The sequence below is a fragment of the Mesorhizobium sp. B2-4-7 genome, from assembly GCF_006442685.1.
Classification (GTDB): Bacteria; Pseudomonadota; Alphaproteobacteria; order Rhizobiales; family Rhizobiaceae; genus Mesorhizobium.
In genome coordinates, this window is the sequence record NZ_VFVH01000002.1 from 634,966 (window position 1) to 660,629 (window position 25,664).

Annotated in this window: 27 protein-coding genes; 11 read left to right on the forward strand and 16 right to left on the reverse strand. The window is 64.2% G+C overall.

Annotated features, from left to right (window positions below):
* Positions 1–149 precede the first annotated feature (149 nt).
* Entirely contained in the window at positions 150–1,088 is a 939-nt protein-coding gene (locus tag FJ946_RS09910; protein ID WP_140492761.1) for a tyrosine recombinase XerC, read from the forward strand.
* A 174-nt stretch (positions 1,089–1,262) separates the two neighbouring features.
* On the forward strand, positions 1,263–2,330 hold the full coding sequence (locus FJ946_RS09915) for a TraB/GumN family protein (protein WP_140732219.1): 1,068 nt from the start codon (positions 1,263–1,265) through the stop codon (positions 2,328–2,330).
* A gap of 556 nt (positions 2,331–2,886) precedes the next feature.
* On the opposite strand, the gene lpdA is transcribed toward FJ946_RS09915, so the two are convergent.
* The 12 genes from lpdA to mdh form a co-directional block, all read right to left on the reverse strand.
* Positions 2,887–4,290 carry a dihydrolipoyl dehydrogenase gene (lpdA, locus tag FJ946_RS09925; RefSeq protein WP_140566666.1) on the reverse strand — a complete coding sequence of 468 codons (1,404 nt, stop codon included), beginning with the start codon at positions 4,288–4,290 and terminating at the stop codon, positions 2,887–2,889.
* Between the two features lie 26 nt (positions 4,291–4,316).
* Complete coding sequence (locus FJ946_RS09930) at positions 4,317–5,072, reverse strand: SDR family oxidoreductase (protein ID WP_140554849.1); 756 nt, start codon at positions 5,070–5,072, stop codon at positions 4,317–4,319.
* Complete coding sequence (locus tag FJ946_RS09935) at positions 5,069–5,527, reverse strand: hypothetical protein (RefSeq protein WP_181167599.1); 459 nt, start codon at positions 5,525–5,527, stop codon at positions 5,069–5,071. Before FJ946_RS09935 ends, FJ946_RS09930 begins: the two co-directional genes overlap by 4 nt.
* 86 nt (positions 5,528–5,613) lie before the next feature.
* On the reverse strand, positions 5,614–6,894 hold the full coding sequence (gene odhB / locus FJ946_RS09940; protein ID WP_140566671.1) for a 2-oxoglutarate dehydrogenase complex dihydrolipoyllysine-residue succinyltransferase: 1,281 nt from the start codon (positions 6,892–6,894) through the stop codon (positions 5,614–5,616).
* A gap of 47 nt (positions 6,895–6,941) precedes the next feature.
* Positions 6,942–9,926, reverse strand: coding sequence for a 2-oxoglutarate dehydrogenase E1 component (locus FJ946_RS09945; protein ID WP_140566674.1), 2,985 nt, complete (start codon positions 9,924–9,926; stop codon positions 6,942–6,944).
* A gap of 138 nt (positions 9,927–10,064) precedes the next feature.
* Positions 10,065–10,967: a succinate--CoA ligase subunit alpha gene (gene sucD, locus FJ946_RS09950; RefSeq protein WP_140518080.1), complete on the reverse strand. Its 903-nt coding sequence runs from the start codon at positions 10,965–10,967 to the stop codon at positions 10,065–10,067.
* A 26-nt stretch (positions 10,968–10,993) separates the two neighbouring features.
* A complete protein-coding gene (locus FJ946_RS09955; RefSeq protein ID WP_033838548.1) occupies positions 10,994–11,410 on the reverse strand; it encodes a PIN domain-containing protein in 417 nt (138 codons plus the stop codon).
* Positions 11,337–11,642, reverse strand: coding sequence for a hypothetical protein (locus FJ946_RS09960; protein WP_140492797.1), 306 nt, complete (start codon positions 11,640–11,642; stop codon positions 11,337–11,339). The genes FJ946_RS09955 and FJ946_RS09960 overlap by 74 nt, the downstream gene beginning before the upstream one ends.
* A gap of 83 nt (positions 11,643–11,725) precedes the next feature.
* Positions 11,726–12,223, reverse strand: a complete 498-nt coding sequence (locus tag FJ946_RS09965; protein WP_140566676.1) for a DUF1579 family protein — start codon at positions 12,221–12,223, stop codon at positions 11,726–11,728.
* A gap of 3 nt (positions 12,224–12,226) precedes the next feature.
* The gene (locus FJ946_RS09970; protein WP_140524969.1) at positions 12,227–12,598 is read right to left on the reverse strand and encodes a cupin domain-containing protein; all 372 of its coding nucleotides are present in this window, start codon (positions 12,596–12,598) and stop codon (positions 12,227–12,229) included.
* 4 nt (positions 12,599–12,602) lie between these two features.
* Entirely contained in the window at positions 12,603–13,796 is a 1,194-nt protein-coding gene (gene sucC / locus FJ946_RS09975; RefSeq protein ID WP_140492804.1) for an ADP-forming succinate--CoA ligase subunit beta, read from the reverse strand.
* 30 nt (positions 13,797–13,826) lie between these two features.
* Entirely contained in the window at positions 13,827–14,795 is a 969-nt protein-coding gene (mdh, locus tag FJ946_RS09980; RefSeq protein ID WP_140492808.1) for a malate dehydrogenase, read from the reverse strand.
* A gap of 236 nt (positions 14,796–15,031) precedes the next feature.
* On the opposite strand from mdh, the gene FJ946_RS09985 reads away from it, so the two are divergent.
* Positions 15,032–15,460: a GNAT family N-acetyltransferase gene (locus tag FJ946_RS09985; RefSeq protein ID WP_140566679.1), complete on the forward strand. Its 429-nt coding sequence runs from the start codon at positions 15,032–15,034 to the stop codon at positions 15,458–15,460.
* A 21-nt stretch (positions 15,461–15,481) separates the two neighbouring features.
* Here FJ946_RS09985 and zapE read toward each other — a convergent pair whose 3' ends face one another.
* The 3 genes from zapE to FJ946_RS10000 all read right to left on the reverse strand — a co-directional run bounded on the left by zapE (position 15,482) and on the right by FJ946_RS10000 (position 17,888).
* The gene (zapE, locus tag FJ946_RS09990; protein WP_140566682.1) at positions 15,482–16,741 is read right to left on the reverse strand and encodes a cell division protein ZapE; all 1,260 of its coding nucleotides are present in this window, start codon (positions 16,739–16,741) and stop codon (positions 15,482–15,484) included.
* A 27-nt stretch (positions 16,742–16,768) separates the two neighbouring features.
* Positions 16,769–17,308: a protease inhibitor Inh/omp19 family protein gene (locus tag FJ946_RS09995; protein WP_140492818.1), complete on the reverse strand. Its 540-nt coding sequence runs from the start codon at positions 17,306–17,308 to the stop codon at positions 16,769–16,771.
* A gap of 136 nt (positions 17,309–17,444) precedes the next feature.
* Complete coding sequence (locus tag FJ946_RS10000) at positions 17,445–17,888, reverse strand: hypothetical protein (protein ID WP_140492821.1); 444 nt, start codon at positions 17,886–17,888, stop codon at positions 17,445–17,447.
* Positions 17,889–18,017: 129 nt separating this feature from the next.
* Here FJ946_RS10000 and FJ946_RS10005 point away from each other — a divergent pair, with 129 nt between their 5' ends.
* The 8 genes from FJ946_RS10005 (at position 18,018) to FJ946_RS10040 (ending at position 25,349) form a co-directional block, all read left to right on the forward strand.
* The gene (locus FJ946_RS10005; RefSeq protein ID WP_140524971.1) at positions 18,018–19,037 is read left to right on the forward strand and encodes an MBL fold metallo-hydrolase; all 1,020 of its coding nucleotides are present in this window, start codon (positions 18,018–18,020) and stop codon (positions 19,035–19,037) included.
* An 89-nt stretch (positions 19,038–19,126) separates the two neighbouring features.
* Entirely contained in the window at positions 19,127–19,288 is a 162-nt protein-coding gene (locus tag FJ946_RS10010; RefSeq protein ID WP_140518074.1) for a DUF1328 family protein, read from the forward strand.
* Positions 19,289–19,360: 72 nt separating this feature from the next.
* The gene (dapF, locus tag FJ946_RS10015; RefSeq protein ID WP_140518073.1) at positions 19,361–20,245 is read left to right on the forward strand and encodes a diaminopimelate epimerase; all 885 of its coding nucleotides are present in this window, start codon (positions 19,361–19,363) and stop codon (positions 20,243–20,245) included.
* Complete coding sequence (mtaB, locus tag FJ946_RS10020) at positions 20,245–21,570, forward strand: tRNA (N(6)-L-threonylcarbamoyladenosine(37)-C(2))-methylthiotransferase MtaB (protein ID WP_140559282.1); 1,326 nt, start codon at positions 20,245–20,247, stop codon at positions 21,568–21,570. Before dapF ends, mtaB begins: the two co-directional genes overlap by 1 nt.
* 12 nt (positions 21,571–21,582) lie before the next feature.
* Positions 21,583–23,415, forward strand: coding sequence for a signal recognition particle-docking protein FtsY (ftsY, locus tag FJ946_RS10025; protein ID WP_140566685.1), 1,833 nt, complete (start codon positions 21,583–21,585; stop codon positions 23,413–23,415).
* A 53-nt stretch (positions 23,416–23,468) separates the two neighbouring features.
* Positions 23,469–24,143: a septation protein A gene (locus tag FJ946_RS10030; protein ID WP_140492839.1), complete on the forward strand. Its 675-nt coding sequence runs from the start codon at positions 23,469–23,471 to the stop codon at positions 24,141–24,143.
* 24 nt (positions 24,144–24,167) lie between these two features.
* Complete coding sequence (locus FJ946_RS10035) at positions 24,168–24,788, forward strand: pyridoxamine 5'-phosphate oxidase family protein (protein ID WP_140566687.1); 621 nt, start codon at positions 24,168–24,170, stop codon at positions 24,786–24,788.
* A 30-nt stretch (positions 24,789–24,818) separates the two neighbouring features.
* Entirely contained in the window at positions 24,819–25,349 is a 531-nt protein-coding gene (locus FJ946_RS10040) for an NADPH-dependent FMN reductase (protein ID WP_140566690.1), read from the forward strand.
* 3 nt (positions 25,350–25,352) lie between these two features.
* On the opposite strand, the gene FJ946_RS10045 is transcribed toward FJ946_RS10040, so the two are convergent.
* Positions 25,353–25,559, reverse strand: a complete 207-nt coding sequence (locus FJ946_RS10045; RefSeq protein ID WP_013892236.1) for a 4-oxalocrotonate tautomerase family protein — start codon at positions 25,557–25,559, stop codon at positions 25,353–25,355.
* Between the last annotated feature and the right edge of the window lie 105 nt (positions 25,560–25,664).

The window sequence follows — 25,664 nt, forward strand, 5'->3', positions numbered from 1 at the left end:
CTATTTGCGGATACCCCGTTTGGCCAATCACCACGGTTTTGACTTGCCGCCGGTCGACTCCTAGCCCCACCAGATTGTCATTTCAATGACGCCTCTTCACCGCTTCCTAACCCGGCTGCCGGAAAATGACGGCGAACCGGAACGACGCCATGCAGGAATTCCTTATCCCGGCAAAGCCCGACCTCCAGGCGGCGCGCGAAAGCTGGCTCAAGATGCTCGCGCGAGAACGTCGGCTGTCGCCCGAGACGGTGGAAGCCTACGAGCGCGACACCAGGCAGTTCCTGCATTTCCTGACGGGTCATAATGGCGGCCCGCCCGGCATAGCCGACATCGCCGATCTGCGCCCGGCCGACCTGCGCGGCTTTCTCGCCGCCCGCCGCAACGAAGGCGCAGGCGCCCGCACGCTCGGCCGGGGGCTGGCCGGCATTCGCTCACTCTTGCGCTTTCTGGAACGGCGTGGTCTCGCCAACGCAGCGGGCGCGGCGGCCCTGCGTGCGCCTCGCCAACCAAAATCACTGCCGAAACCGCTGACGGCCAGTGACGCAAAACATGTCGTTTCCGTCGAGGGTCAATTGGCGGAGGAACCCTGGATCGCCGCCCGCAACGCCGCCGTGCTGACGCTGCTCTACGGCTCGGGCCTGCGCATTTCCGAGGCGCTCGGCCTTGCCGGCGCCGAACTGGCGTCGGAGGCCGACACGGTGCTGCGCGTCACCGGCAAGGGCGGCAAGACGCGGCTGGTGCCGGTGCTGCCGGTGGCGCTCAGGGCGGTTGCCGAATACCGCCGGCTGTGCCCCTACCATCTCGACCCCAAGGGCCGGTTGTTTCGCGGCGCGCGCGGCGGCCCGCTCAACCCGGCCATCGTCCAGCGCGAGATGGCCAAGCTGCGCTCGGCGCTCAACCTGCCGGACACCGCAACGCCGCACGCCTTGCGCCATTCCTTCGCCACGCATCTGCTCGGCCGCGGCGGCGACCTGCGCACCATCCAGGAACTGCTCGGCCATGCCAGCCTGTCGACCACGCAGATCTACACCGGCGTCGATACGTCGAGGCTGTTGGAGATCTATGAATCGGCTCACCCGAGGGCGTGAAGTATTGGGGTTGCGCGAGGCTTCCGGACTTCGCCACGGGATGATGAGGGGTGGGCGGCTCAACCAACCGCAAGCCGTTCAGTAATTCGAGCGATAGTCAAAACTGATTGAACCGAAGACAATTTCGTTCTCCGGGTTAACCGTTTTGCCGTTTTTCCAGCTTAGGAAAGGACCATGAAACGGGTCATCGTCATCGCCGACCGCGCTGCGCTCTTCTCGCTGAAGCTGCTCCTGGCGTTCCATGTGCTGTTCTTCCTGTCTCTGCTCGCCGTCCTGTTGTTCGCGGCGGGCAAGGCGCATGCCGAAATCCCGTCCTGCACCGGCGCCGACATGCTGTCGGCGTTGCAGAAAAGTGACCCGTCCACCTACCGCAAGATCGAGGCGGAAGCCGCCGCAACGCCGAACGGCAAGGGCCTGCTGTGGAAGCTGGAGAAGACGGGCGAACAGCCGTCCTTCCTGTTCGGCACCATGCATATGACCGACCCGCGCGTCACAGCGCTGCCGCCGGCGGCGCAGAAGGCCTATGACGGCGCCGGCACCATCGTCATCGAGACCACCGAAGTGCTCGACCAGCAGAAGATGATGGCGGCCCTGCTCAAGCAGCCGGAGCTGATGATGTTCACCGACAGCACCACGCTGTCGTCGCTGCTGTCGCCCGACGACGCCGCGGCGGTCGGCAAGGCGCTCGACGAACGCGGCATCCCGCCGGCAACCGTCGCCAAGATGAAGCCGTGGATGCTGTCGGCCATGGTGGCGCTTCCAGCCTGCGAGCTCGCCCGCAAGGCGGGCGGCGCGCCGGTGCTCGACGTCAAGCTTGCCGAGGATGCCAAGGCCTCCGGCAAATCCGTCGAAGGGCTGGAAACCGTCGCCGACCAGCTGCGCGCCATGGCTTCGCTGCCGATGGCGTTCCACATGAAGGGACTGGTCGACACGCTGAAGCTCGGCGACAAGATGAACGACGTCAACGAAACCATGATCGTGCTCTACCAGCGCGGCGAGACCGGCATGTTCTGGCCGCTGTTTCGCGCCGTGCTGCCCGGCGAGACGGGCGACGCGACAGGCTATGCGGCGTTCGAGCAGACCATGATCACCAGCCGCAACAAGGCGATGGTCGATCATGCCGGACCATTCCTCGCCAAAGGCAGTGCCTTCATCGCCGTCGGCGCGCTGCATCTGCCCGGTCCCGAGGGCCTGGTCGAGGATTTCCGCAAAGCCGGCTATACTGTCACCGCTGTCGATTGAGTCGCGTGGGCAGCGGAGGACCCAGGCGCCGCGTTTTCGGCGCTTTCCTTCCCTAGCGTGAAACCCCATCAACGGTTGCGCGTTGATGGCTGTTGATTGATCATTTTCATCCACGGAGGACACTTTTATGGCGAATCCATCAAACGACACGCCCAGATCAGGTGGCGGCGGCAGCCCTTGGCTGATTGCATTGGTCGTCGTTATTCTGGCGATTGTCGCGTATTATGTTTTCGGAAGAAGTGGTGAGCATCCGGCGACCGAACCGCCCGCCGCGAGCACACCGGCCCCGGCGCCAGCGCCCGCGGAGCCGATGAAGCCCGCCGAACCGGCCCCTGCCCCTGCCCCAGCACCCGCGCCGGCCCCTGCACCGGCGACACCGGCTCCTGCGCCAGCCCCAGCTCCCGCACCGGCCCAGTAATCGGGCCACGGCTTTCAACGAAGAACGGCCCGCCTTCCGGTGGGCCGTTCTGTTTGGGGCAGGCAAGGAGGCAATTCCCTCAAGGGAAGCGTTACGCGCTTGCCCGGGAAAACCGTTTCACGGTTTTCCTGGATCGTTCTAAATATGGATCGGCTTGAAGAACGTCGCCAATGCCGCTTCCTTCACTGCTTCCGACATGGTCGGATGGGCATGACAGGTGCGGGCGAGATCTTCCGACGAGCCGCCGAATTCCATCAGCACCGCCGCCTCGTGGATCATCTCGCCGGCGCCGAAGCCGACGATGTGAACGCCGAGCACGCGGTCGGTGGCCTTGTCGGCCAGGATCTTGACGAAGCCGTCGGTGTGCAGCATGGCGCGCGCCCGGCCATTGGCGGTGAACGGGAATTTCCCGACCTTGTAGTCGATGCCGGCCTTCTTCAATTCTTCCTCGGTCTTGCCGACCGAAGCGATCTCCGGGCTGGTGTAGACGACGCTCGGAATGACGTCATAGTTCACATGGCCGGCCTGGCCGGCAATGGTCTCGGCCACTGCCACGCCCTCATCCTCGGCCTTGTGCGCCAGCATCGGCCCGGCGATGACATCGCCGATGGCATAGATGCCTGGTACGTTGGTCCTGAGGTGCGCGTCGGTCTTGACCCGGCCGCGCTCATCGACCTCGACGCCCGCTTCCTTCAGGCCCAGGCTGTCGGCGAAAGCGCGGCGGCCGGTGGCGATCAGCACCATGTCGGCCTCGATCGTCTCGGCCGCGCCGCCTTTCACAGGCTCGAAAGTGACGCTGGCGCCCTTCTTGGCCTTGGCGACGCCGGTGACCTTGGCGCCGAGCCTGAATTCGAAGCCCTGCTTGGAGAGCAGCCGCTGGAATTGCTTGGAGACCTCACCGTCCATACCGCCGAGGATGGTGTCGAGGAATTCGACCACGGTGACCTTGGCGCCGAGCCGCGCCCAGACCGAGCCGAGCTCGAGCCCGATGACGCCGCCGCCGACCACGACGAGATGGCCGGGCACCTTGTCCAGCGACAGCGCGCCGGTCGAGGACACGATGACTTTTTCGTCGAAGTCGACCGTGACGCCAGGAATGCCGGCGACATCCGAGCCGGTGGCGATGACGATGTTCTTCGTCTCGATTTCCTCGACCTTGCCGTCCTCGCTCGTCACCGACACCTTGCCCGCCGCGACCACCGTGCCGATGCCGCGAAAACTATCGATCTTGTTCTTCTTGAACAGGAAGGCGACGCCGTTGACGTTCGCCGTCACCGTGGCGTCCTTGTGCGCCATCATCTTCTTCAAATTGAGCTTCGGTGTCACTTCGACACCCAGTGTGTCGAAGGAGTGGCCGGCTTCGGCGAACATCTCGGAGGCATGCAGCAACGCCTTGGACGGAATGCAGCCGATGTTGAGGCAGGTGCCGCCGAAGGTCGGGTTCTTCTCGACCACCGCGACCTTCAGCCCGAGCTGCGCCGCCTTGATGGCGCAGACATAGCCGCCCGGTCCCGAGCCGATGATTACGACGTCATAAGCCATGTTTGTTTCCCTTTTTCTTGGGGCGCTCAGCGGCCGCCGCTGACGTTCAGGATCGCGCCGGTCGTATAGGACGCGGCATCGGACAACAGGTAGAGAACCGCGCCCGCGACTTCATCCGCGGTGCCGGCTCTTTTCATCGGCAGAAGATCGCGGAAGCGTTCTATCCGGTCCGGCTGTCCACCCGAGGCATGGATTTCGGTATCGATGATGCCCGGCCGCACCGCATTGACGCGGATGCCTTCCAGCGCCACCTCGCGGGCGAGCCCCATGGTGAAGGTGTCGATCGCGCCCTTGGACGCGGCGTAGTCGACATATTCGCCCGGCGAGCCCAGAACTGCCGCAGCCGACGAGATGTTGACGATGGATCCACCCGACCCACCGTGACGGCTCGACATCCGCTTCACCGCTTCGCGGGCGCAGAGGAACGACCCCACGACATTGATGCGCATCATGCGCTCCAGCCGTGAAACATCCATCTCATCGACCCGCGCCTTGACGTCGACGATGCCGGCATTGTTGACGAAAGCATCGAGCCGGCCATAGCCGCGGTCGACGGCTTCAAACATGGCAACGATATCGGATTCGACGCCGACATCGCCCCTGACCGCAAAGGCCTCGCCGCCTGCGGCCTTGATTTCGCCGACCAGTGCCTCGGCGGCGGTCTGGTGGGAGGTGTAGTTGACCGCTACGCGATAGCCAGCCTTCGACCCGAGCCGGCAGATCGCGGCGCCGATGCCGCGGCTGCCACCGGTGACCAGCAGCACCTTTTGCGTCCCGCTCATTCCTGGCATCCCTTCAAGGCAAACACGTCCGACGGCACTTTCGAAAACCCGGCGCCGCCATAGGCGGTGGATTGATGCAACACCGGACCGAGATCGGGCAGGATCAGCGTCTTCGGTGCTTCGACGCCTTCGGCCGGCAACAGGCCGATGCTGCCCTTTTCATCCGACGTATAGATGACGCCGCTCCACAAGGTGCAGGCGGCAAGCTCGGTGCCGGTAACGTCGCCTCCCGGGCATTTGTACATCAGCGCCCCGTTCGGCCGCGAAACACCTTCGTTCCATTGGACGATGCCGTTCAGCACCACATCGTTGTCGAGGATCAAGCGGAACGTGTTGGTGACGGTCGCCGACGTGCCGGTCGGCGTAAAATTGATCTCACTGCCGCTCTGGGCATCGCCGTAGACGGCGAGTTCGGCCGGGCATGCGGCATTAGCGTGGACAGCGGCGAATGCCATACCGGCCGCCAGCGCTATCGGTCTGGCAGGCCCAGGGAACAGGGCCATTATTGGCTACTCCGACCGCGAGCCGCCATCCGACCGCCTCACAGATCAAGCACCAGCCGTTCCGGATCCTCCAGGCTTTCCTTGACGCGCACCAGGAAGGTCACCGCTTCCTTGCCGTCGACGATGCGGTGATCGTAGCTCAGCGCCAGATACATCATCGGCCGGATCACGATCTGGCCGCCGACCACCACGGGCCGGTCCTGGATCTTGTGCATGCCCAGAATGCCCGACTGCGGCGCGTTGAGGATCGGCGTGGACATCAGCGACCCGTAGACGCCGCCATTGGAAATCGTGAACGTGCCCCCCTGCATGTCGGCGACCGACAGCTTGCCGTCGCGCGCGGCGATGCCGAGCCGGCCGATCTCCTTCTCGATCTCGGCGATAGACATCTGGTCGGCATCGCGCACCACCGGAACGACCAGACCCTTCTCGGTGCCGACGGCGACGCCGATATGGGCGTAGTTCTTGAAGATGATATCGGTGGCGTCGATCTCGGCGTTGACCGACGGGATTTCCTTCAGCGCGTGCGTGACGGCCTTGGTGAAGAAACCCATGAAGCCGAGCTTCACGCCGTGCTTCTTCTCGAACACGTCCTTGTACTTGGTCCTGAGCGCCATCACCGCTGACATGTCGACCTCGTTGAAGGTGGTGAGCATGGCGGCGGTCGACTGCGCTTCCTTGAGCCGGCGCGCGATGGTCTGGCGCAGCTTGGTCATGCGCACGCGCTCCTCGCGCGCCGCGTCGTCGCCTGAGGACGGCGCACGGGCAGCAATCGGCGCTGCCGGGGCCGCCTTCGGCGTTTCGGCCGGCTGCGACGGCGCACCCTTGGTGATGGCGTCGAGCACGTCGCCCTTCAGCACCTGGCCGCGCTTGCCGGAGCCGGACAATTGGTCGACCGACAGATTGTTCTCGGCGATCAGTTTCGCCGCTGCCGGCGCCGGCGGCATGGTGCGCGGCTCGACCGGACCGGCGTCGCCGGCGACCTTGGCGGTCTCGGCGGCGGCCTGTTTGGTGGTCTGCGCGGCGTCGGGGCTCGATGCCTGCGCCACGGCTTGCGGCTTGGTGACCGGTGCGGCGGCGCCACCGGCCGAAATCGAGCCCAGAAGAGCGCCGACCCCGACCGTCTCGCCCTCCTTGGCGGCGATCTCGCCCAAGGTTCCGGCGCCTGGCGAGGGAACCTCGACCGTCACCTTGTCGGTTTCGAGCTCGACCAGCGGCTCGTCGGCGGCAATGGCATCGCCCACCTTCTTGAACCATTTGCCGATGGTTGCCTCGGTGACGGATTCGCCGAGAGTGGGAACGCGGATTTCGGTAGCCATTGTGCCTGTCCGTTTGTTGTCTGTCTGTTCTATTCGCTCAACTCTGCCTACTCGCCGAGCGCGTCTTCGAGCAAGGCGGCGAGCTGGGCGAGATGCTTGGACATAAGCCCGGTCGCCGGCGAGGCGGATGCCGGCCGGCCGGTGTAGCGCACCCGCTGGTGCTTGGCGTCGATATGCGCCAGCACCCATTCCAGATACGGGTCGATGAACGACCAGGCGCCCATGTTCTTGGGTTCCTCCTGGCACCACACCATTTCGGCATTGCGGAAGCGCGACAGTTCGGTGATCAGCGCCTTGGCCGGGAACGGGTAGAGTTGTTCGACACGCAGCAGATAGATGTCGTTGATGCCGCGTTTCTCGCGCTCCTCGTAGAGGTCGTAATAGACCTTGCCCGAGCACAGCACGACACGGCGGATCTTGGAATCCTTGGTCAGCTTGATGGCCTGGTTGGGCAAGAGCTGGGCATCGTCCCACAGCAGCCGGTGGAACGAGCTTTCGCCCGACATTTCCGGCAGCGTCGACACCGCCCGCTTGTGGCGCAGCAGCGACTTCGGCGTCATCAGGATCAGCGGCTTGCGGAAGTCGCGCTTCAACTGCCGGCGCAATATATGGAAGTAGTTGGCCGGCGTCGTGCAGTTGGCCACTTGCATGTTGTCCTCGGCGCAGAGCTGCAGGAAACGCTCGAGCCGGGCAGACGAATGTTCCGGTCCCTGGCCTTCATAACCATGCGGCAGCAGGCAGACGAGGCCCGACATCCGGAGCCACTTGCGCTCTCCGCTGGATATGAACTGGTCGAACACCACCTGGGCGCCGTTGGCGAAGTCGCCGAACTGAGCTTCCCACAACGTCAGCGCCTTAGGCTCGGCCAGGCTGTAGCCATATTCGAAGCCGAGCACGGCTTCTTCGGACAGCATTGAGTTGATGACCTCATAGCCGGCCTGCGCCGCCGACAGATTGTTGAGCGGGATGTAGCGGGTCTCGTCGCGCTGGTCGTAGAGCACGGAATGGCGCTGCGAGAAGGTACCCCGCTCCGAATCCTGCCCGGAGAGGCGGATCGGGTTGCCGTCGAGCAGGATGGCGCCAAAAGCCAGCGCCTCGGCCGTCGACCAGTCGATGCCTTCGCCGGATTCGATGGCCTGGCGGCGGTTTTCGAGGAAGCGGATGATCGTCTTGTGCGCCTCGAAATTCTTCGGCACCTCGGTCAGCTTCTTGCCGATCTCCTTCAGTGTCTTGGCCGGCACCGCGGTCTTGCCGCGCCGCTGTTCATCCTGGTTGTCGGCCGTACGCAGGCCCGACCAGGCGCCATCCAACCAATCGGCCTTGTTGGGCTTGTAATGCTGGCCGACTTCCCACTCGGATTCCAGATGCTCCCGCCAGTCGGCCTTGAGCTTGTCGAACTCGGCCTGCGTCAAGTGGCCTTCGGCGATCAGCCGGTCGGCATAGATCTGCACCGTTGTCTTATGGTTGCGGATGTTGCGGTACATGATCGGCTGCGTGAAGGCCGGCTCGTCGCCCTCATTGTGGCCGAAGCGGCGGTAGCAGAACATGTCGACCACGACAGGCTTGTGGAATTTCATGCGGAATTCGATCGCCACCTTGGCGGCGTGCACCACGGCCTCCGGATCGTCGCCGTTGACGTGGAAGATCGGCGCCTCGATCATCTTGGCGACGTCGGACGGGTAGGGCGACGAGCGCGAGAAGCGCGGATTGGTGGTGAAGCCGATCTGGTTGTTGATGATGAAATGCAGCGTGCCGGCAACGCGGTGGCCGCGCAGGCCGGACAGGCCGAGGATTTCGGCAATGACGCCCTGGCCGGCAAAGGCGGCGTCGCCATGCAGCAAAAGCGGCAGCACCTTGGCCCGCTCTTCCAGCGGCACGATCTCCTCGCGGCCACGGCCGAACAGATAATCCTGTTTGGCGCGCGCCTTGCCCATCACCACCGGGTCGACGATTTCAAGATGCGAGGGATTGGCGGTCAGCGACAGATGCACCTTGTTGCCGTCGAACTCGCGGTCCGACGAGGCGCCAAGATGGTATTTGACGTCGCCCGAGCCCTCGACCTCGTCGGGTGCGGCCGAGCCGCCCTTGAATTCGTGGAAGATGGCGCGATGCGGCTTGGCCATCACCTGGGAGAGTACGTTGAGGCGGCCGCGATGCGCCATGCCGAGCACGATCTCCTTCAGCCCGAGCTGACCGCCGCGCTTGACGATCTGCTCCAGCGCCGGGATCAGCGCTTCGCCGCCGTCGAGGCCGAAGCGCTTGGTGCCTTTGAACTTGACGTCGGCGAACTGCTCGAAGCCCTCGGCCTCGATCAGTTTCTGCAGGATCGCCTTCTTGCCGGTCGCGGTGAAGGAAATCTCCTTGTCGGCGCCCTCGATGCGCGCCTGGATCCACGCTTTCTCTTCCGGATCGGAGATATGCATGAACTCGACGCCCAGCGTCGAGCAATAGGTGCGGGTCAGGATGTCGAGCATCTGGCGGATGGTGCCGAATTCGAGCCCGAGCACATTGTCGAGGAAGATCGGCCGGTCGTAGTCGGCTTCGGTGAAGCCGTAATTCTCTGGCGACAGCTCGTTGTAATCCTCGAGCGTGGCGATGCCGAGCGGGTCGAGATTGGCGTGCAGATGGCCGCGCATGCGATAGGCGCGGATCATCATGATGGCGCGCACGGAATCGCGCGTCGCCTGGTGCACGTCGGCGTCGGAGGGGACGGCGCCGTTGACGGCTGCCTTCTCCTTGACCTTCTTTTCGATGTGCTTCTCGACCAGGCCCCAATTGCCGTCGAGCGCCGACACCAGCTCGCCATTGGCCTGCAGCGGCCAGGAGGGCTTGGCCCACGAGGCGCCCTTGGCGTTCTTGCGGACATCCCCGGCATCGTCCTTCAGGCCGGCGAAGAACTCCTGCCATTCGGGATTGACCGAGGCTGGATCGTCCTCATACGCCGCATAGAGCGCGTCGATATAATCGGCATTGCCGCCATAGAGGAAAGAGGTGAGCGAAAATTGGTCGTTGGCCTGATCTTGTCGTGCCATTTTGTCTGCGGAGCCTGGCTCCGTCTCCTTTCGAGGGGAATAGTGAGTAGTCAGTAAGGAGTAGGAAAAATGAAGACTTTCCCGTTCAGCTGCTACTCACCCGTTCTTCCCTTTTCACTACTCACTATTGACTACTCACTAGCCCTTAATTGCCTCGACCAGCGTCGTGCCCAGCCGGGCCGGCGATGGCGAAACTTTTATCCCGGCCGATTCCATTGCCGCGATCTTGTCTTCGGCGCCGCCCTTGCCGCCCGAGATAACCGCGCCCGCATGGCCCATGGTGCGGCCGGCCGGCGCCGTGCGTCCGGCGATGAAGCCCGCCATCGGCTTGCGGCGGCCGCGTTTGGCCTCGTCCTTGAGAAACTGCGCGGCGTCTTCCTCGGCCGAGCCGCCGATCTCGCCGATCATGATGATCGACTTGGTCTCGTCGTCGGCGAGGAACATTTCGAGCACGTCGATGAATTCGGTGCCTTTGACGGGATCGCCACCGATGCCGACAGCGGTGGTCTGGCCGAGGCCGACATTGGTGGTCTGGAACACGGCTTCATAGGTAAGCGTTCCCGAGCGCGAAACAACACCGACCGAACCCTTGCGGAAGATGTTCCCGGGCATGATGCCGATCTTGCATTCGTCGGGGGTGAGCACGCCGGGACAGTTCGGGCCGATCAGCCGCGACGTCGAACGGTCGAGCCGCGCCTTGACCTTGATCATGTCCATGACGGGAATGCCTTCGGTGATGCAGACGATGAGCGGGATTTCGGCCTCGATGGCCTCGATGATGGCTTCGGCAGCACCCGCCGGCGGCACATAGACGACGGAAGCGTTGGCGCCGGTCTTGGCCTTGCCCTCGGCGACGGTGGCGAAGATCGGCAGGTTCTCGCCCTTGGCGCCGGTCCAGGTCTCGCCGCCCTTCTTGGGATGGATGCCGCCGACCATCTTGGTCCCGTGATAGGCCAGCGCCTGTTCGGTGTGGAAGGTGCCGGTCTTGCCGGTCAGGCCCTGCACGAGCACCTTGGTGTTCTTGTCGACGAGAATGGACATGGTGAGAACGCCTCTGAATTCAGCGATTACAAGAAAGGATTGACGGCTCGCACCGAGCCATAAACCTGGTTGTGGTTGAGATCTTCGGTGTAGAAAATCGGCGCGCCGAGATATCCGGCTGCGGCAAGAAGCGCGGCGTCGTAGTAGTGAATTCCGTAGCGGCGTGCGAGGTCCAGTCCTGCGCGAACATAGCTTTCGTCGACAGGCACCAGCGGACAAGTGCCGAGGAGGACCAGCCATTGGTCGAGCAGATCATCCCCCAGAAGGGATTTTCCTCGCGCCACCGCTGTGAATTCGGCCAAGGTTTGCCCCGACACGCCAAAGACAGTGCTCGATACCAGGTCTTCTGCGATTGGCGCGCGACGTGGGTCACGATTCTTCTCCGAAGCCGCGTAGATCAGGACGTTCGTGTCGAGAAAGCAGTCGATCTTCCCGGTCGGCATAGGCGTCCCTTCGATCCCACTTGTAGGGGGTGTCGGCGCTGTCGCTCCGTTTCGCAGCCTCGTCCATAAGCCGCTTCATTCCCGCCTTGGCCCAGGCAATCCGATCTTCCTGCTCGACTTCATGCGCAAGCAGTGAACGAATGAGGGCGTTGAGCGTCGTCTTGCGACGTCCGGCAAGGCCTCGCGCTTTCTCAAGCAGTGCCTCGTCCATGGCCAGGGTGACGTTCTTCATCGCTCGTCTCCACATAAACACACAGCCAATATATGTGTGATTATGTGTCTTTCTTCAACCGCTTTGCCCAGGATTTCCATCGCTCAGCCATCCCCCAAAACGGAAGGCGGGACGCGCCGGTAAAGGCCGCTCATCATGTCTTGCCAGCCGTCGCTGCCGACGAGCTGGAATTGCAGTCGCATGCGATAGCTGTCGCTGCCGTCGAAAGCGTAGGTCACGCGTGCGGCCCCGCGCGGCGACGAGCGCAACAGCGTCAGTGTGTTGCCCTCCCACGTGCCGGAGGCCGGCGAGGCCGGCACAAAGCCCATCGAATCGAACTGATGCATGGTGACAAGGCTGTTTTGCCGGTCGAAGCCGAACACGCTGTGCGCGCCGAACGAAATCGTCCCGTCGCGGCGCTGGCGATAGCGTTGCACTACGAACAGGCCGCCGAACTGTGCCTCTGCCAGTACTTCCGAAGTCGCTGAGCCGCCATCGGCCCATTGTGTGTCCGCGACCTCTTCCTCGCCACGCCACGCGCCGACCAGCGCCTGCAGGCGCTGGTGATCAGGCGAGAGCGAGGAGAAGGAGGCCGCGTTCATGGCTCAGAGCCGCTTCAGGTCGGTGACGGTGAGAGCGCTCTTGGCGTTGCCGGTGTTGAGCGTCGTCGCCGGCTCGAACATCAGCACCACCGGTTCCGGTGTCAGCGAACGCGGCCGGTGCTCGACGCCGCGCGGCACGACGATGAAATCGCCTTCGCCGAGCTCGACCGGACCGTCGCGGAAATCGATGGCGATGCGGCCGCGCAGCACGAGGAAGGCTTCGTCTTCGTTGTCATGGGCGTGCCAGTCGAAAACCGCGCCGAACTTGGCGACCTTCGCCTGGCTGTCATTGACGTCGCCGGCGATATGCGGATCGAAGACATCCGCGATCTTCGCATCCGCAGCCTCGACGAGGTTTATCTTGCGTGGAGGCACTTGATCAGCCCTTCACCGCCGCCACGATTTTCTTGGCCGCGTCGTCAAGATCGTCGGCTGACACGACGTTGAGGCCGCTGTCGTTGATGATCTTCTTGCCGAGTTCGGCATTGGTGCCTTCCAGGCGCACGACCAGCGGCACTTTCAGGCCGACTTCCTTGACCGCGGCGATGACGCCCTCGGCGATGATGTCGCATTTCATGATGCCGCCGAAGATGTTGATCAGGATGCCCTTGACCGCCGGATCCCTGGTGATGATCTTGAAGGCCGCCGTCACCTTTTCCTTCGACGCGCCGCCGCCGACATCGAGGAAGTTGGCCGGCTCGGCGCCGTAGAGCTTGATGATGTCCATCGTCGCCATGGCGAGGCCGGCGCCATTGACCATGCAGCCGATATTGCCGTCGAGCGCGACATAGGCGAGGTCGTATTTCGACGCCTCGATCTCCTTCTCGTCCTCTTCGGTGGTGTCGCGCAGCTCGAGCACATCCGGATGGCGAAACAGCGCGTTGTTGTCGAACGACACCTTGGCGTCGAGGACGCGCAGCCGGCCGTTTTTCATGACGATCAGGGGATTGACCTCGAGCAGGCTCATGTCCTTCTCGACGAAGGCCTTGTAGAGGATCGGGAACAGCGTGCCGCCGTCCCTGGCAGCATCGCCGTCGAGCTTCAGCGCGCCATTGAGTTTCTTCACGTCATCCGCGGTAACGCCCTTTTCCGGATCGATGGCGACGGTGATGATCTTTTCCGGCGTGTCGTGGGCGACCGCCTCGATGTCCATGCCGCCTTCGGTCGAGACGACGAAGGCGATGCGGCCGACCGAACGGTCGACCAGAACAGACAGATAGAGCTCGCGCTCGATGTCGGCGCCATCCTCGATATAGAGCCGGTTGACCTGCTTGCCGGCCGGGCCGGTTTGCTTGGTCACCAGCGTGTGGCCGAGCATCTCGTTGGCGTTGGCGACGACGTCGGCGACCGACTTGGCCAGCCGCACGCCGCCCTTGGCGTCAGGCCCGAGCTCCTTGAACTTGCCCTTGCCGCGGCCGCCGGCATGGATCTGGCTCTTCACCACATAGAGCGGGCCGGGCAGCGCCTTGGCGGCGGCTTCCGCCTCATCCGCCTTGAACACCGGCACGCCTTGGGCCACCGGCGCGCCAAAGCCCTTCAGCAGCGCCTTGCCCTGATATTCATGGATGTTCATCTGGATCGTCTCCGGATCAGCTGCTGGGGTTCACTTCGAGGCGAGTTGCGGCGCGATCTTGACGCAGGCCTCGGTCAGGCCTTGCACCGCCGCCACCGAGCTATCGAACATCTTCTGCTCTGGCTTGGAAAGCTCGATCTCGATGACGCGCTCGACGCCACCGGCGCCGATCACCACGGGAACGCCGACATAGGTGTTCTTCACGCCATACTGGCCGGAAAGGTGGGCCGCGCAAGGCAGCACACGCTTCTTGTCCTTGAGATAGGCTTCGGCCATCGAGATCGCCGATGCGGCCGGCGCATAATAGGCCGAGCCGGTCTTCAACAGGCCGACGATCTCGGCGCCGCCGTCGCGGGTGCGCTGCACGATTTGGTCGAGCTTCTCCTTCGAGGTCCAGCCCATCTTGACGAGATCGGGCAGAGGAATGCCTGCAACCGTCGAATAGCGGATCATCGGCACCATGGAATCGCCATGGCCGCCGAGCACGAAGGCGGTGACGTCCTCGACCGAGACCTTGAACTCCTCGGCCAGGAAATAGCGGAAGCGAGCGCTGTCGAGCACGCCGGCCATGCCCACGACATGGGTGTTGGGCAGGCCGGAAAACTTCTGCAGCGCCCAGACCATCGCATCCAGCGGATTGGTGATGCAGATGACGAAGGCCTTCGGCGCGTACTTCTTCAGGCCGGCGCCGACCTGTTCCATGACCTTGAGGTTGATGCCGAGCAGATCGTCGCGGCTCATGCCCGGCTTGCGCGGCACGCCGGCGGTGACGATGCAGACGTCCGCCCCTTCGATCCCGGCATAGTCGTTGACGCCGGTCAGCCTGGAATCGAACCCGTCGACCGGCGACGATTGCGCAATATCGAGCCCCTTGCCCTGCGGGATGCCTTCGGCAATATCGAACAGAACCACGTCGCCGAGGTCCTTGAGGCCGATCATGTGAGCGAGCGTGCCGCCGATCATGCCAGAGCCGATAAGCGCTATCTTGTTGCGTGCCATGTCAGGATAGTTTCCCTTTGTTCGTGATGTCGCTCAAATCGCTGACGATCTGATGACGGCGTCGAGGAAGAGACCGGAATGCTGCGGGGATCCCGCGAGATTTCGCCGCACCCAATAGCCCCGGCGCCGCGTAAATTCAAACGATTATTTTGGAGCGAGCGTTTTCAATCGGTTAGAGTGACCGGGAATTACGTAAACGTAAAAGTTTGAAAACTCGACTGGGGAAAATCTACACGATGAAGATGGAGATCGTAAGACTTGATGCCGGCAATGACGCCCTTGTGATGCGGGTCGCCGAGGATGTGTTCGACGAACCGGTCAGGCCAGATCGATTGGCAGTCTATCTCAGGGAACCCGGCCACTTCATGGTCGTGGCGCTCGCCGACGGCGTGACCGTCGGTCAATGCGCCGCCATCATTCACCGTCATCCCGACAAGGCGACGGAGCGCTACATCGACGAGGTCGGCGTATCGCCGGCCTTCCAGCGCCAGGGCATCGCGCGAAAGATGCTCGACGCGATGTTTGCGATCGGCAGGGAGAATGGCTGCGAAGAAGCCTGGGTCGGCACCGAGCCGGACAACCGTGCCGCCCGCGCGCTTTACGAGTCGCGCGAGGAGACGCACGAGTCAGCAGAGAGCTTCCTCATGTATGTTTATCAACTGTAGCGAGGCTGACAGGAGTTCGGCCTATCTTCGTCCTAGGGTGCGCGCTTCGCTTTGCGTCGCTCCGCCCTGGGACGAAGGCGGCGTAGCCGGCGCCTGCCGCGCCTCCGGCGTCGTCTTCGCCTTCCGCCGCTCCGCCCAATCCTCCAGCCAGTCGCGGCTCTGCATCTCGATCAGCCGCGAAGCCGTGCGTTCGAACTCGAACACCTCGACGCCGCGCTTGGCCACATAGAGTTGCTGCGGCGGCGCTTCCGCGCTTACCACCAGCCTGATGTGATGGTCGTAGAGCGTGTCGACCAGCAGGATGAAGCGCTTGGCCTCGTTGCGCCGGCCTTCACCCAGCACCGGAATGTGGTCGATAAAGATGGTCGAGAAGCGGTCGGCAAGGGCCAGATAGTCGCGCGCGCCGAGTGGTTTCTCGCACAGATCGGCGAAGGAAAAACGCGCCGCGTCGCCGGCGGCGCGCGGAACGGCCAGCTGCCGGCCCTTGACGGCAAGCAACGTCTCGGCCGTCGGCGCGCCGCGGGTCATCGTTTGCCAAGCCGCGTCCATCGCCTCATCGGCCGCCGCATCGGTGGGCGTGACATAGACCGGCGTACGGGCAAGCTTTTCCAGCCGATAGTCCTTGTCGGCATCGAGCGAGAGCACCTGCGCGTGCCGTTCCAATATGCCGATGAAGGGCAGGAAAAGCTGACGGTTCAGCCCGTCGCGATAGAGATTTTCCGGTGCCACGTTCGACGTCGCCACCAGCACCACGCCGCTGGCGAACAGCGCCGAAAACAGCCGGGACAGGATCATCGCATCGGCGATGTCGGTGACCGAGAACTCGTCGAAACACAGTACCCAGGCCTGTTCGGCAAGCGCCCGCGCCACCGGCGGAATCGGATCGTCTTCCCTCACCGTGCCGTCCTTGCGCTCCTGCCGGTGCTTCTGGATGCGGTCCTGCACCTCGGCCATGAAGTCGTTGAAATGCACGCGGCGCTTGCGCCGCACCGGCAGCAGCTCGAAGAACAAGTCCATCAACATGGTCTTGCCGCGGCCGACGCCGCCATGGATGTAGAGGCCCTTGACCGCCTCGTGCGTCTCGCGCCTTCGGGCGAAGAGCCAGCCAAGCGCGCTCGATTTGTGCGCCAGCCGCTTCACCGAAATCTCTGATATCAGCCGGTCGAGAGCGGTGACGATCCGCTCCTGCGCCGGATCGCGCTCGATGGCACCGGTGTCGACCAGATGGTCGTAACGCTGCCTGACGGTCACATGGGTCTGGAGGCCGTCACGCAGATGCATAGGTCACGTCGTTGTCGAGGGATTGGCTTACCTTGTAAGCGAGATCGGCAGGCCATTGGAAGTCTGGCCGTCGAATTTCGAGCCGCCCGAGGAATAGAGCCGTGCCAGCGTGCCGCCATTCTCATCGTAAAGCGTCAACTGCTTGCCGGCGACGTTCCATGACTTGATGCCGTCGATCGGCGCCGGGCAATGCAGCGGTCCGGCGCGGAAACCGGCGCCGAATTTGGTCTGCGGCGTCGCCACCTTGCAGCTCTGGCCGGAAACGCTGGCGTTCCATACGCCGGCGACACTGGCCGCGGTCAGGTCCGGCGCACCCGCCGGCGCCGAACCGTCCGGCGGCAAGGAGGCGACCTGGCTGTTCTGCGGGGCGGTCGGGAATTGCGAAGGATCCGTGGTGCCGGGGGAGGCCGGGGGCGGCAACTGGTTGGCCGTCACCTGACCGGACGGCGCCGGCTGCAGCGGCGCCGGCTGCTGGTCGTCCATCGAGGAAAACCGTGAGGTTGAGCAGCCGCTCGCAACGAGCGCCGCCAGCGATACGGCCACCAGGGCTGTTTTCGAAAAAGTCATTTCAACCTCCGTCGGATCCGGCGGGGCTGCCGTCCGCACAATGTCGCCCTCCACCAAGATGGAGAAGGTGGCGAAATTTCAACCCGATATGGTTAAAATAGGGTTTGCGCCAAGAATTGTTGCAAATTTGTCGCTATCATCCGGCCAGCGGAGCGCTCGGCACGAATATATAGCCGTCCGGTCCGACGACATAGCTCTCGCGCAGGCCGTGCGGCTTGTCGATCGCTCCGGCCAGCACGATGTGGCCGTGATCGCGCGCGGCGGCCTCGACCGCATCCGGATTGGCGCCGTAAAGGCGCAGTTCGATGCCGGCGCCGCGTGTCTCGGCGCCGGCGATCGTCCCTGTCATGGCATTGTCGAGATAGGAATGGTCGGCGTGCAGCATGAACACCGAGCCCAGCAGCTCGATCGCCGCGAAATCCTCGTCGGCATAGATGATATCGGCGCCGAGCACGTCGCGGCAGAAGGCTTCCATGGCCGCCATGTCGCTCACCAGCAGGTTGACGCCGATGCCGCGCGCCAGCGAGCGGCCGAAATCCCCGGCCTTCATCCATGGTGTCCTGGTCCGCTTCATCGCCATGGCATCGTCCTCCCCAATCCGATCCTACTCAAGCCGGCCGCCCGGGCCGTTGGCATTCGGCCGGCAAACGCTTGCGCCAGCCGGCACAAGGGCTATGTCTATCAAGACGAAATTCGCTGGAGCCGCAAATTGGCTGCGAGACCGAAAGCCGCCAATCGCTACTATAACGGCCCGCCCAGCGATCATTTCGACGGAATCTTGTTCTTCAATCCCGGCGGCCAGCCGCCGGCGCGTTTCGCCGATCTGCTGAAATGGCAGTTCAATGGCCAACGCTCGAAATGGCCGGCCACCAATCCGAGCCCCTTTCCGCAGGCAAAGCCGCCTGCACGTGTCGAGGGCGCCGGCCTGACCGTGACCATGGTCGGTCATTCCACGCTGCTGGTCCAGACCGCGGGCCTGAACATCCTCACCGATCCGGTATGGTCGCTGCGGGCCTCGCCGTTCTCCTTCGTCGGGCCGAAACGCGTCAACGCGCCGGGCATCGCCCTGGCCGACCTGCCGCCGATCGATCTCGTGCTGGTCAGCCACAATCACTACGACCATCTCGACATCGCGACGCTGAAGCAGCTCAAGGCCAGGCACGACCCGCTGGTGGTGACCCCGTTCGGCAATGACGTCCTGATTGGCGGGGCGGTTCCCGGCATGCGGCTCTCGGCGCATGACTGGGGCGACAGGGTCGACATCGGCGATGGCGTGGCCGTCCATGTCGAGCCGGCGCATCACTGGTCGGCGCGCGGCACACGCGACCGGCGCATGGCGCTATGGGCCGGCTTCGTCATCGAGACGCCGGCCGGCCGGATCTATTTCGCGGGCGATACCGGCTTCCATGACGGCATCAACTACCGGCTCATGGCTCACAAGCACGGCGGCTTCCGCTTCGCCATCCTGCCGATCGGCGCCTATGAGCCGCGCTGGTTCATGGCCTCGCAGCATCAAAACCCGGAGGAGGCGGTGCAAGGCATGACATTGTGCAACGCCGCCTATGCGGCCGGCTGCCATTGGGGCACGTTCCAGCTCACCGACGAACCGATCGACGAGCCGGCACGCAAGCTCGACGAGGCGCTGGAGGCCGAGGGCCTGCCGCGCGAACGTTTTCGCGCCTTGCGGCCAGGTGAGGTCTGGGACGTGCCGCAGGAAGCGGCGCTTTGACCGGGGCCGGCCGCGGCCGGCGGAACCCGAGCGCCACCGGCGCGTTTGTTGAAGGGGCTTCGATTTCTATCGCTTTGCGAGGCATTTCCATGCTTAAATGGATCATCATTCTCCTGATTATCGCCGCCGCTGCGAGCCTGCTCGGCATGCCGGCATTAGCAGGTGCGGCCGCCACCGGCGCGCGCATCCTGATCGGTATCGTGCTGATCATATTCCTGCTGATCGTGCTCGGCGTCTTCGCCGTCACCTGAAGGCGCGATGCACTGGTAATTCCCGCCCTTTTCCGCCATATAGCGGCAAACAGTACGGAATGACCGGAAGAAATGGCAGGCACCGCCCCTTTCGCCAAGATGAACGGCATCGGCAACGAGATCATCGTTGCCGACATGCGCGGCCGTGCCGACCGGGTGACGCCGACAGCGGCGATCGCGCTCAACGCCGATGCCTCGACGCGGTTCGACCAGATCATGGCGATCCATGAGGCGCGGACGCCGGGTACGGCCTATTTCATCGACATATTGAATTCGGACGGCTCGGGCGCGCAGGCCTGCGGCAACGGCATGCGCTGCGTCGTCCAGGCGCTGGCGGCCGAGACCGGACAAAAGACATTCACCTTCGAGACCGTCGCCGGAATCCTCAACGCGCAGGAACATGCCGACGGCTCGATCTCGGTCGACATGGGCACGCCGCGCTTCGGCTGGCGGGACATTCCGCTCGCTGAGGAGTTTCGCGATACCCGCATGATCGAATTGCAGGTCGGCCCGATCGACGCCCCGGTGCTGCATTCGCCCTCGGTCGTCTCCATGGGCAATCCGCATGCCATCTTCTGGGTCGACCGCGACGTCTGGTCCTACGAACTCGACCGCTTCGGACCGCTGCTCGAAAACCATCCGATCTTCCCCGAGCGCGCCAACATCACCATCGCGCAGGTGACCTCGCCCGACAGCATGATCATCCGCACCTGGGAACGCGGCGCCGGCCTGACCAAGGCTTGCGGCACGGCATCCTGCGCCGCCGTCGTGGCTGCGGCCCGCACCCGGCGCACCGGGCGCAGCGTCAATCTACTGACCCCCGGCGGCGGCTCGCTGCACGTCGAATGGCTTGAAAACGACCATGTCATCCTGACCGGTGCGGCCGAATGGGAGTTTTCCGGCAGCTTCGATCCCTCGAGCGGCGCCTGGGCGCGCGACACCGAAAGCGCGGCCTGATGCCCGCTCCTTTCAAGGATGGCGATGTGGGGAAGGGCCCCAATCGCATCGAACTGGTGACCTTCGGCTGCCGGCTGAACACCTATGAATCCGAGGTGATGCGGCGCGAGGCCGAAACTGCGGGCCTCGGTGGGCTGGCTGGCGGCGCCGTCATCTTCAACACCTGCGCCGTCACAGGTGAGGCGGTGCGCCAGGCCAAACAGGCGATTCGCAAGGCGCGCCGCGACAACCCCGAGGCTCGCATCATCGTCACCGGCTGCGCGGCGCAGACCGAGCCGCAGAATTTCGCTGCCATGGACGAGGTCGATCTCGTTCTCGGCAATGAGGAGAAGCTGAAGGCCAATTCCTATCGCGCGCTGCCGGATTTCGGTGTCAACGACAGCGAGAAGGCGCGCGTCAACGACATCTTCTCCGTACGCGAGACCGCCGGCCATATGGTCGATGCCATCGAGGGCAGGGCACGCGCCTTCGTGCAGGTGCAGAATGGCTGTGACCACCGCTGCACCTTCTGCATCATCCCCTATGGCCGCGGCAATTCACGCTCGGTGCCGATGGGCGCCGTGGTCGAACAGGTCAAGCGGCTCACCGGCAATGGCTATGCCGAGATCGTGCTGACCGGCGTCGACATGACGAGTTTCGGCGCCGACCTGCCGGGCGCACCGAAACTCGGCAGGCTGGTGAAGACCATCCTGCGCCAGGTGCCGGACGTGAAGCGCCTGCGCCTCTCCTCCATCGATTCCATCGAGGCCGACGACGATTTGCTCGACGCCATCGCCACCGAGCCGCGGCTGATGCCGCATCTGCATCTGTCGCTGCAATCCGGCGATGACATGATTTTGAAGCGCATGAAGCGTCGGCATCTGCGCGATCAGTCGATCCGCTTCTGCGAAGACGTGCGCAAGCTGCGCCCTGACGTCGTCTTCGGCGCCGACATCATCGCCGGCTTCCCGACCGAGACGGAGGCGATGTTCGAAAATTCGGCAAAGATCGTCGAGGAATGCGGGCTGACCCACCTGCACGTCTTTCCGTTTTCGCCGCGCGAAGGCACGCCCGCCGCGCGCATGCCGCAGGTCCGCCGCGAAGTGGTCAAGCAGCGGGCAGCCCGCCTGCGCGCCGCCGGCGAGACCGCATATCGCCGCCATCTGTCGTCGCTCTCCGGAACGCGCCAGTCGATCCTGATCGAGCGCGACGGGCTCGGCCGCACCGAAGGGTTTACGCTCGCCGCGCTCGCCACCGGCGCGCCGGGCGAGATCGTCGAAGCAACAGTCACCGGTCATGACGGCGCCCGGCTGATCGCGGCCCCGCTTGCCGCCCGCGCCGCCTGAGAAACGCAAGAGATGGCCGGGTTCTTCAAGAAGATATTTTCGTTCGGCAAGAAGGAGGTCGTCGAGGAGCGCGTCGACGAGACCGCCCCGCTGCCGCCGATCAAATGGGATCAGCTCGACACGCTGAAGCCGGCGGCCGAGCAGGCCGTTCCGGAATTCCTGAAGCGGGAGGAGACCCAGGCTCAGCCTCCCGTCGAGCCCGCGCCGCCCGAGGAGCCGACACCCGAGCCTGCCCCGGCCATTCCGCCGGTGCCGGAGCCGACTGTTCCGCCCGAGCCGGAACCGCTGCCGGAGCCGCGGCCGGAGGAGGAACCGGCACCGACGCCCGAGCGCCCGGAGCCGCCGGCACCTGAGGAAGTTCCGACACCTCCGGCCATTCCGGAGCCTGCGCCCGAACCGCGGCCGCAGGAGGTACCGCCGCCAGCGCCCGCCGAGCCGGAAATTGTCCCGTCGCGCCCGGAGCAGCTGCCGGAACCGGCACCCGCCGAAGTACCGACGCCCGCCGAAGTTCCGGTCGAGACGCCGGCGCCAATCGAGATTCCTACGACACCGTCTTCGGCGCAGCCGTCACAGGCCGGCGCCCCCCCTCATCCGCCTGCCGGCGCCTTCTCCCCGTATAGTGACGGGGAGAAGGAAGAAGTTCCATCGCCAACGCCTCCCTCTCTCCGTCCTTCATGGGGAGAGGGTAAGGGTGAGGGGCGCCAGCCTGTCGAGAACCTGGCACCCAGTGCCGAAACTGCCGCCGAAATCTCGCCGCCAATTCGCCAGCCTGCGCCGATCGAGCCGCAGCCTGTGCGCGCCGAGATCGCGCCGGAACCTGAGGCAGTTCCCGCGCCGCCGAAGCCCACGCCCGCTCCCGTCAAGGTGACGGTCGCCAAAAAAGTGGAGCAGAAGGCCGAGCCGCAGAAGGCGCCGGAGCCGGCGCCGCGGCGCTCCTGGTTCCAGCGCATGCGGGACGGGCTTGCCCGTTCCTCGCGCGAATTGTCGGGCAACATTGCTGGCGTCTTCACCAAGCGCAAGCTCGACGACGACACGCTGCAGGACCTGGAGGACGTGCTGATCCGCGCCGATCTCGGGCTGGAGACCGCCTTGCGCGTCACCGATTCGCTGGCCGCCAGCCGCTACGGCAAGGATGTCTCCGACGCCGAGGTCCGCACCGTGATGGCGCAGGAGGTCGAGAAGGTGCTGACCCCCGTCGCCCTGCCGCTGGAACTCGACCTCAGCCACAAACCGCATGTCATCCTGGTGGTCGGCGTCAACGGCACCGGCAAGACCACGACCATCGGCAAGCTGGCGGCCAAACTGACCGATGGCGGCTTGTCGGTGATGCTGGCCGCCGGCGACACCTTCCGAGCCGCCGCCATCGAGCAGCTCAAGATCTGGGGCGAGCGGACGAAATCGCCGGTCATCGCCTCCAAGCTCGGCGCCGATGCCGCCGGCCTCGCCTACGATGCCTTCGAGAAGGCGAAGGAAGCGGGTTCCGACGTGCTGATCATCGACACCGCCGGCCGATTGCAAAACAAGGCCGAGCTGATGGCCGAGTTGGAAAAGATCGTGCGCGTGCTGGGCAAGCTTGATCCGGAAGCCCCGCACACCGTGCTGCAGACGGTCGACGCCACCACCGGCCAGAACGCGCTCAACCAGGTCGAGATCTTCCGCAATGTCGCCGGGGTCAACGGCCTGGTGATGACCAAGCTGGACGGCACGGCGCGTGGCGGTATTCTGGTGGCGATCGCGGCAAAACACAGATTGCCGGTCTATTTCATCGGCGTCGGCGAACAGGTCGACGACCTCGAACCGTTCTCGGCAAGCGAATTCGCCAGGGCGATCGCTGGCGTTGCGTAACGGCATGATCCCGGGAAGATTGCTTCAACCGGATCGTGCGTAAGAAGGAAGATATGAACCCACCCATTCTCGAACGCGATCCGTCCGACCCGCAGAAAGAGAAGAAGGAAGGCGTCAACCCGCTGCTCAAGCTCGTTCTCGAGCTAGGGCCGCTGCTGGTGTTCTTTTTCGCCAATGCGCGAGGCGAATGGCTGACGCAGAAATTCCCGGCGCTGGCTGAATTCGGCGGCCCGATCTTCGTCGCCACCGGCCTGTTCATGGCCGCCACCGCGATCGCGCTGGTCGCGTCCTGGCTGCTGACGCGCACCTTGCCGATCATGCCGATGGTGTCGGGCGTCGTCGTCTTCATCTTCGGCGCGCTGACGCTTTATCTGCAGGACGACATCTTCATCAAGATGAAGCCGACCATCGTTAACACGCTGTTCGGCGGCGTGCTGCTCGGAGGGTTGTTCTTCGGCAGATCTCTGCTTGGCTACGTCTTCGATTCCGCCTTCAGGCTCGATGCCGAGGGCTGGAGAAAACTCACCTTCCGCTGGGGTCTGTTCTTCCTGTTCCTGGCCCTCGTCAACGAGGTGGTGTGGCGGAATTTTTCGACCGATGCCTGGGTTACCTTCAAGGTCTGGGGCATCATGCCGATCACGCTTCTGTTCACCTTCAGCCAGATGCCGCTGATCCTGCGCCATTCGCTGGACGACAAGACCGGCGGCGAAGAGAAGGCCGGCAAGTAAGGCCTGCAAATTGGGGGGAGTGCCATGGAATTCGTCACCACGCGCGAAGAGCTGCGGACGATCTACAAGACGCCGCGTCCGACGGATGGTTCGATCCGCAAAGAATTGAAGGCGCTGGACGGCCATTGCCGCTCCTTCATCGGCAAGAGCCCCTTCGTGCTGATCGGCTCCTCCGACGGCGAAGGCAATGCCGATGTGACGCCCAAAGGCGACAAGCCAGGATTCGCCGCCGTGCTTGACGACAGGACCATCGCCATCCCCGACCGGCCCGGCAACAACCGGCTGGATACGCTGGAGAACATCCTGCTCAACCCGTCGATCGGGCTGCTGTTCCTCATTCCCGGCATGAACGAGACGCTGCGCGTCAACGGCGACGCCCGCATCACCGTCGACGCGGGTTTGCGCGAACGGCTGGCCGTCGACGGCAAGGAGCCGCAGAGCGTCGTCGTGGTCGCCGTCAAGGCCGCCTACATGCATTGCGCCAAGGCGTTCATGCGCTCCGACTTGTGGAAGCCCAACAGCTGGTACGACCGCGCCACGCTGCCGACGCTCGGTCAGATCCTGCGCGACCAACTGGCGCTCGCCGATTCGGCCGAGGCGACCGACCGCTGGCTGGACGACGAATACAAGCAAACGATGTGGTAGCGTGCGCGGAAGATTCGTCCGAGCGTCGCCTTGCTGAACCTCCTTGCCATTTCCGGCAGCCTGCGGGCGGCCTCCACCAATTCGGCCCTGGTCGCGGCACTGGCGTGGAACGCGCCAGAGGGCTGCCGCGTCGCCATCCATGAAGGACTCGGCCTGCTGCCGATCTTCAACCCCGACGACGAGAGTGAGCGGACGCCGTCCGAAGCGTCCAGGCTGATCGATGCCGTCACCGCCGCCGACGGCGTCATCATCTCATGCCCGGAATATGCGCATGGCGTGCCGGGCGGCCTGAAGAATGCGCTCGACTGGCTGGTGTCGCGCGATGCCGCCGTCGACAAGCCGGCCATGCTGGTGCACGCCTCGCCGCGCTCGCTCTATGCCCGCGCCGCATTGGCGGAGATCATGCGCACCATGTCCTTCGCGCTTTATGACGGCGGGCTGGAGATCGGGCTGCTCGGCAAGAAGCCAGCTGAGGTGGAGGCCGTCCTGGGGGAGCAGGCGAACGCGTTGGCAATGCGCGATGCGTTGTCCGCTTTCGCGGATTTCATTCGCGCGCGTTAGCGCCTACCCTTTTCTCAGCGTCTCGACATCGGTCTTGCCGACGTACCAGTCGCGGGCGTTGACCTCCTCGAAGACCACCCAGACATCGTCATTGCCGAGCCCGGTGGCGTCCATGATCGCCGCCGTGACTTTTTTGGCGATGTCGGCTTTCTTGCCGGCCGGATCGGCGGCGATCACTTCCTTGACGATGCGGATGTTGACGAATGGCATGACGATCCTCCCTTTAATTCAGCTCAGTAGGTCTTGGCGCCGTTCACCATCAGCCGGACCATGTAGAGCGAGGTGGTGCCGGCAATGTAGAGACAGTTCAGCTTG

Coding starts and splice junctions, on each gene's coding strand:
- FJ946_RS09910 (WP_140492761.1), top strand. CDS start 150: ATGCAGGAATTCCTTATCCCGGCAAAGCCCGACCTCCAGGCGGCGCGC.
- FJ946_RS09915 (WP_140732219.1), top strand. CDS start 1,263: ATGAAACGGGTCATCGTCATCGCCGACCGCGCTGCGCTCTTCTCGCTG.
- lpdA (WP_140566666.1), bottom strand. CDS start 4,290: ATGGCTTATGACGTCGTAATCATCGGCTCGGGACCGGGCGGCTATGTC.
- FJ946_RS09930 (WP_140554849.1), bottom strand. CDS start 5,072: ATGAGCGGGACGCAAAAGGTGCTGCTGGTCACCGGTGGCAGCCGCGGC.
- FJ946_RS09935 (WP_181167599.1), bottom strand. CDS start 5,527: ATGGCATTCGCCGCTGTCCACGCTAATGCCGCATGCCCGGCCGAACTC.
- odhB (WP_140566671.1), bottom strand. CDS start 6,894: ATGGCTACCGAAATCCGCGTTCCCACTCTCGGCGAATCCGTCACCGAG.
- FJ946_RS09945 (WP_140566674.1), bottom strand. CDS start 9,926: ATGGCACGACAAGATCAGGCCAACGACCAATTTTCGCTCACCTCTTTC.
- sucD (WP_140518080.1), bottom strand. CDS start 10,967: ATGTCCATTCTCGTCGACAAGAACACCAAGGTGCTCGTGCAGGGCCTG.
- FJ946_RS09955 (WP_033838548.1), bottom strand. CDS start 11,410: ATGCCGACCGGGAAGATCGACTGCTTTCTCGACACGAACGTCCTGATC.
- FJ946_RS09960 (WP_140492797.1), bottom strand. CDS start 11,642: ATGAAGAACGTCACCCTGGCCATGGACGAGGCACTGCTTGAGAAAGCG.
- FJ946_RS09965 (WP_140566676.1), bottom strand. CDS start 12,223: ATGAACGCGGCCTCCTTCTCCTCGCTCTCGCCTGATCACCAGCGCCTG.
- sucC (WP_140492804.1), bottom strand. CDS start 13,796: ATGAACATCCATGAATATCAGGGCAAGGCGCTGCTGAAGGGCTTTGGC.
- mdh (WP_140492808.1), bottom strand. CDS start 14,795: ATGGCACGCAACAAGATAGCGCTTATCGGCTCTGGCATGATCGGCGGC.
- FJ946_RS09985 (WP_140566679.1), top strand. CDS start 15,032: ATGAAGATGGAGATCGTAAGACTTGATGCCGGCAATGACGCCCTTGTG.
- zapE (WP_140566682.1), bottom strand. CDS start 16,741: ATGCATCTGCGTGACGGCCTCCAGACCCATGTGACCGTCAGGCAGCGT.
- FJ946_RS09995 (WP_140492818.1), bottom strand. CDS start 17,308: ATGACTTTTTCGAAAACAGCCCTGGTGGCCGTATCGCTGGCGGCGCTC.
- FJ946_RS10000 (WP_140492821.1), bottom strand. CDS start 17,888: ATGGCGATGAAGCGGACCAGGACACCATGGATGAAGGCCGGGGATTTC.
- FJ946_RS10010 (WP_140518074.1), top strand. CDS start 19,127: ATGCTTAAATGGATCATCATTCTCCTGATTATCGCCGCCGCTGCGAGC.
- dapF (WP_140518073.1), top strand. CDS start 19,361: ATGGCAGGCACCGCCCCTTTCGCCAAGATGAACGGCATCGGCAACGAG.
- mtaB (WP_140559282.1), top strand. CDS start 20,245: ATGCCCGCTCCTTTCAAGGATGGCGATGTGGGGAAGGGCCCCAATCGC.
- ftsY (WP_140566685.1), top strand. CDS start 21,583: ATGGCCGGGTTCTTCAAGAAGATATTTTCGTTCGGCAAGAAGGAGGTC.
- FJ946_RS10030 (WP_140492839.1), top strand. CDS start 23,469: ATGAACCCACCCATTCTCGAACGCGATCCGTCCGACCCGCAGAAAGAG.
- FJ946_RS10035 (WP_140566687.1), top strand. CDS start 24,168: ATGGAATTCGTCACCACGCGCGAAGAGCTGCGGACGATCTACAAGACG.
- FJ946_RS10045 (WP_013892236.1), bottom strand. CDS start 25,559: ATGCCATTCGTCAACATCCGCATCGTCAAGGAAGTGATCGCCGCCGAT.